Origin of the sequence: Pseudomonas protegens (genome assembly GCF_003732485.1) — a bacterium.
In the GTDB taxonomy this organism is placed as follows: domain Bacteria; phylum Pseudomonadota; class Gammaproteobacteria; order Pseudomonadales; family Pseudomonadaceae; genus Aquipseudomonas; species Aquipseudomonas protegens_B.
Genome location: NZ_MOAK01000074.1, coordinates 109,366 through 113,246, shown reverse-complemented (window position 1 = coordinate 113,246; position 3,881 = coordinate 109,366). Strand labels below are relative to the sequence as shown.

The following is a 3,881-nucleotide window of genomic DNA, read 5'->3' as shown; positions in this document are numbered from 1 at the left end:
GGCCGAGGAGGGCGCCGGTCATGGCTGAGCGCGGCGGGCAGATGGGGCTGGGGGCCTTTCTCTCCGGCTCCGGCGCCCACGGCGGCAGTTGGCGCCATCCCCGGGCGGATGCCGATGCCTCGTTGAACTTCCAGCGCTACCGACACTACGCCCAGACCCTGGAGCGGGGCTGTTTCGACGCGCTGTTTCTCAATGACAACGTGGCCGTGGGGGACCTCGATCCCCGGGTGCTGGCCCGCAGTTCCTACAGCTTGCGCTGGGACCCCTTGACCCTGCTGCCGGCGCTGGCGGTGGTGACCCGGCATATCGGCCTGATCGCTACCGCCAGCACCACCTATAACGAGCCCTACAACCTGGCGCGCAAGTTCGCGTCCCTGGACCACCTGAGTGAGGGGCGTGCCGGTTGGAACCTGGTGACAGGGTTGATCGGCGCAGAGAACTTCAATCACCCCGAGCCCCCCAGCCATGCCGAACGTTACGCCCGGGCCGAGGAGTTTTTCACGGTGGTCAGCGGCCTGTGGGACAGCTGGGCCGATGACGCCTTCCCCCGGGACAAGGCCAGCGGCCAGTGGTTGCAGCCGCACAGGATGCACCTGCTGGAGCACCGTGGCCGGCACTTCCAGGTGCAGGGGCCGTTGAATGCGCCGCGTCCGCTGCAGGGCTGGCCGGTGATCGCCCAGGCCGGGTCCTCGGGCCCGGGCTGCGAGCTGGCGGCCCGCTGTGCCGAACTGGTGTTCACCGCCCAGACCGACCTGCAACAGGCCAAGGATTTCTACGTCGGGCTCAAGGAACGCCTTCCCCATTACGGGCGCCATGCCCGGCAGTTGAAGATCTTCCCGGGGATTGCGCCGACGGTTGGCCGGACCCTCAACGAGGCCGAGGAGAAGTACCAGCAGTTGCAGGAGCTGCAGGATCCGGAGGCCCAGCTCAGGGCGCTGTCTTACTTGCTGGACCTGGGCATCGACCTGTCGACACTGCCCCTGGATGCCCCAGTGCCGCTGTTGGCGGATGCGGCGTCCACCGAGCGCCACAAGAGCCGTCGGCAACTGGTGGTGGAGCTGGTCCGCCGGGAGCGGCCGACCCTGGCGCAATTGCTGCGCAGCCTGTCCGCCAGCGGACACAAGGTACTGGTGGGGACGCCAGGGCAGATCGTTGATGAACTGGCGACCTGGTACGAGGAGTACGCCGCCGATGGCTTCAATGTGCTGTTCACCCATTTACCGGGAGCCATCGAGGATTTCGTGCAATTGATCACCCCGCAGCTGCAACGCCGGGGTCTGTTTCGCCAGCGCTACACGGGGCACACCCTGCGCGAACACCTGGGGCTTGCACGAGTGGAAAACCGATTTTTCAGTCATCGGGGCAATGACTGAATCGCTGAAAGAGTCTTTACTCTCAAGGCGCAACGCCCATCGATCAACGCCCATCAATCAACGCAAGGAACAACAGCATGTCCGGATGGTATGAGTTGAAGAAAAGCAGCAACGGCCAGTTTCGTTTCGTGCTCAAGGCGGCCAACGCCGAGACCATTCTCACCAGCGAGCAATACACCACTCGCGCCGCCGCCGAAAACGGCATTGCCTCGGTGCAGACCAACAGCCCCCTGGAGGAGCGCTACGAGCGCAAGAGCGCCAAGGACGGCAAACCCTATTTCACGCTGAAGGCGGCCAATCACCAGATCATTGGCAACAGTGAAACCTATTCATCGGAGGCGGCCCGGGACAAGGGCATCGCCAGCGTCAAGGCCAACGGTCCGAGCCACAACATCAAGGACCTGACCTCCGCTTAGAACCGGTTCGGCAAAGCCTCGGCTGCTCAGCCTGAACAGGGTCGAGGCCGCATGGCTGCGCCGCCCTCTGCCGGGCTGAAGCTCGTCGCCCGCGATGGCGGCGAGCTTTGGTTCGAGCCCCTGGCGGACGCCAGCCGATTGGCGACAGAGCTATGGCGAAGTGCCATCACTTGCATTATCCTCCGCGCCCGTCACCGGGCGGTCGGCATACCTGGCGCACTGGTTGACGTTATCGATCATTGTCCAAGGGATCTGCGACCTCATGATTCGCCCTCTCGTATTACTCGCCGCGTTGCTGGCGCTGAGCGGTTGCTACAGCCTGTCCTCCACGAAAATCGCCGAGAGTATGCGCCCCGACTCACAGTCCGGGGTGGCCTACGTGGTGGGCGTGGTGGGCATCTGGCCGAAGGCGGTGCACACCGCCCACGAACAGATGTTGCTGATCCGCCCACGGGGCGGTGAGGGATTCGCTTCGGCGCGCTTGTACAACCAGGTCTACGGTCGCACCCCACGGGATGTGCGCGAGACCTGGCACGGCATCGGCAGCCTGTTCGTGATGCCGCTCAAACCCGGGCGCTACGAGATCTACAACCTGCACTTTGACCGCGGCAACGCCACTTCCTGGAGCCGCGAAGACTTCTCCATCCCCCTGGAACTGGAAGCCGGCAAGGCCTATTACGTCGGTGATTTCCGCGCCGGCTGCCTGTCGGCGGCGGGGGCCAAGTGCGTGTTTCTGTACAGTGACCATCTGGAGCGCGACGCCGCTCTGGTGCGCGCCAAGTACCCGCAGGTGCCGAGCCTGCAGCGGGTCGATTTGCAGAAGATGGAAGACGTCACGTCGCTGATCGTCAAGGAGCAGGGACCCAAGGCGTCAATGCTCAAGGCCATGCTGTCGGGGGATCTGTAATGCGCAGTGGTTTGTGGTTGTTGCTGGTGTTGATGCTGGGGCTTGGCGGTTGCCAGACCAGCCATAGTCTCAAGCCGGCCGAGGTGGATTATCAGCAGAGGTTGCCGGCCATCAGCGTCAGTGTGATCGGGCCCATCCCCGGTGGCCTGATCCGTGACGAACTGCGTCGTCGCGGCACCTTCGAGCAGGTGCAGACGGGGTTCAGTGCCGATGGCTACAACGTGATCGTGATGGCGAACAGTGATTACTTTGGCTGGCAGAACATTCCCATGGGGCTGCTCAGCGCGATGACCTTTTTTATCGTACCGGCCCGGGCCACCTGGGACAGTCAGGTGATGTTCCATGTCAGCCGTGGTGACCAGCCGCTGGCCAAGTATCGGGTCAGCAATCAGACCCGGTCCTGGCGCGGCTGGGCCAATCTCGACGGTGGCCAATACCAGCATGTGCAGCGCATCACCGACGACTTCATCGCGCAGATGCTGCAGGACCCGCTGTTCAAGGCCAAGGCCCCGGTGGCGCTGAACAGCCACTGAGCGCCCGTTGAACGTGGCCCATGCCAAAGCCCGGACGGTGTCAGCCGCCTGGGCTTTTTTGTCAGGGATTCAACCCAGGGTATGCAGCAGCGTCTGCAACTGTTGGCGACCGCCCGCGTTCAGGGCAAACACCGGCCGGCGTGGTTCGCCGGCGTTCAGTCCGGCCAGTTCCAGCCCGGCCTTGACCGTGGCCGGCAAGCCGCCCTTGAGGATGAAGTCCAGCAGCGGCAACTGACGGTAGAACAGCTCCCGGGCCCGTTGCAGGTCATGGTCCAGTACGGCCTGGTACAGGTCGAGATTGAGTTGGGGGATCAGGTTCGCCGCCGCCGTGCACCAGCCGCGGGCACCGGCCGCGAAGGCTTCCAGGGCCAGGGGGTTGCAGCCGTTGTAGAACGGCACCTGGCCTTCGCCCAGCAGTTGCAGCTTGTGCATGCGCTGGATGTCGCCGGTGCTTTCCTTGACCAGGGTGACGTTCTCCACGGTGTGGAAAATCTTCAGGATCAGCTCCACCGACATGTCGGTGCCGCTGGTGGCCGGGTTGTTGTAGAGCATGATCGGCACGCCGATGCTGGCGCCGATGGCCTGGTAGTGGGCGAGGATCTCGGCTTCGCTGAGCTTCCAGTAGGAGGCCGGCAGCACCATGACCACGTCG

General features: G+C 64.1%; 5 protein-coding genes. 4 read left to right on the top strand and 1 reads right to left on the bottom strand.

Going from position 1 to position 3,881, the window contains the following annotated elements; all coding sequences use genetic code 11:
- Positions 1–20 precede the first annotated feature (20 nt).
- From BLX41_RS20400 to BLX41_RS20385, 4 genes are all read left to right on the top strand, one after another.
- Complete coding sequence (locus BLX41_RS20400; RefSeq protein ID WP_185073702.1) at positions 21–1,373, top strand: LLM class flavin-dependent oxidoreductase; 1,353 nt, start codon at positions 21–23, stop codon at positions 1,371–1,373.
- A 77-nt stretch (positions 1,374–1,450) separates the two neighbouring features.
- Positions 1,451–1,789: a YegP family protein gene (locus BLX41_RS20395; protein ID WP_123726341.1), complete on the top strand. Its 339-nt coding sequence runs from the start codon at positions 1,451–1,453 to the stop codon at positions 1,787–1,789.
- 262 nt (positions 1,790–2,051) lie between these two features.
- Positions 2,052–2,696: a hypothetical protein gene (locus BLX41_RS20390; protein WP_123726340.1), complete on the top strand. Its 645-nt coding sequence runs from the start codon at positions 2,052–2,054 to the stop codon at positions 2,694–2,696.
- Positions 2,696–3,229 (top strand): hypothetical protein, encoded by a 534-nt coding sequence (locus BLX41_RS20385; protein WP_123726339.1) that lies wholly within the window; start codon positions 2,696–2,698, stop codon positions 3,227–3,229. The genes BLX41_RS20390 and BLX41_RS20385 overlap by 1 nt, the downstream gene beginning before the upstream one ends.
- A gap of 69 nt (positions 3,230–3,298) precedes the next feature.
- Here the strand turns inward: BLX41_RS20385 and BLX41_RS33795 are convergent.
- The coding region (locus BLX41_RS33795; RefSeq protein WP_185073700.1) for a dihydrodipicolinate synthase family protein at positions 3,299–3,881 on the bottom strand (583 nt) is incomplete at its 5' end.

Bases quoted from the DNA above. Each gene is read 5' to 3' on its own strand.
- BLX41_RS20400 (WP_185073702.1), top strand. From the start codon at position 21: ATGGCTGAGCGCGGCGGGCAGATGGGGCTGGGGGCCTTTCTCTCCGGC.
- BLX41_RS20395 (WP_123726341.1), top strand. From the start codon at position 1,451: ATGTCCGGATGGTATGAGTTGAAGAAAAGCAGCAACGGCCAGTTTCGT.
- BLX41_RS20390 (WP_123726340.1), top strand. From the start codon at position 2,052: ATGATTCGCCCTCTCGTATTACTCGCCGCGTTGCTGGCGCTGAGCGGT.
- BLX41_RS20385 (WP_123726339.1), top strand. From the start codon at position 2,696: ATGCGCAGTGGTTTGTGGTTGTTGCTGGTGTTGATGCTGGGGCTTGGC.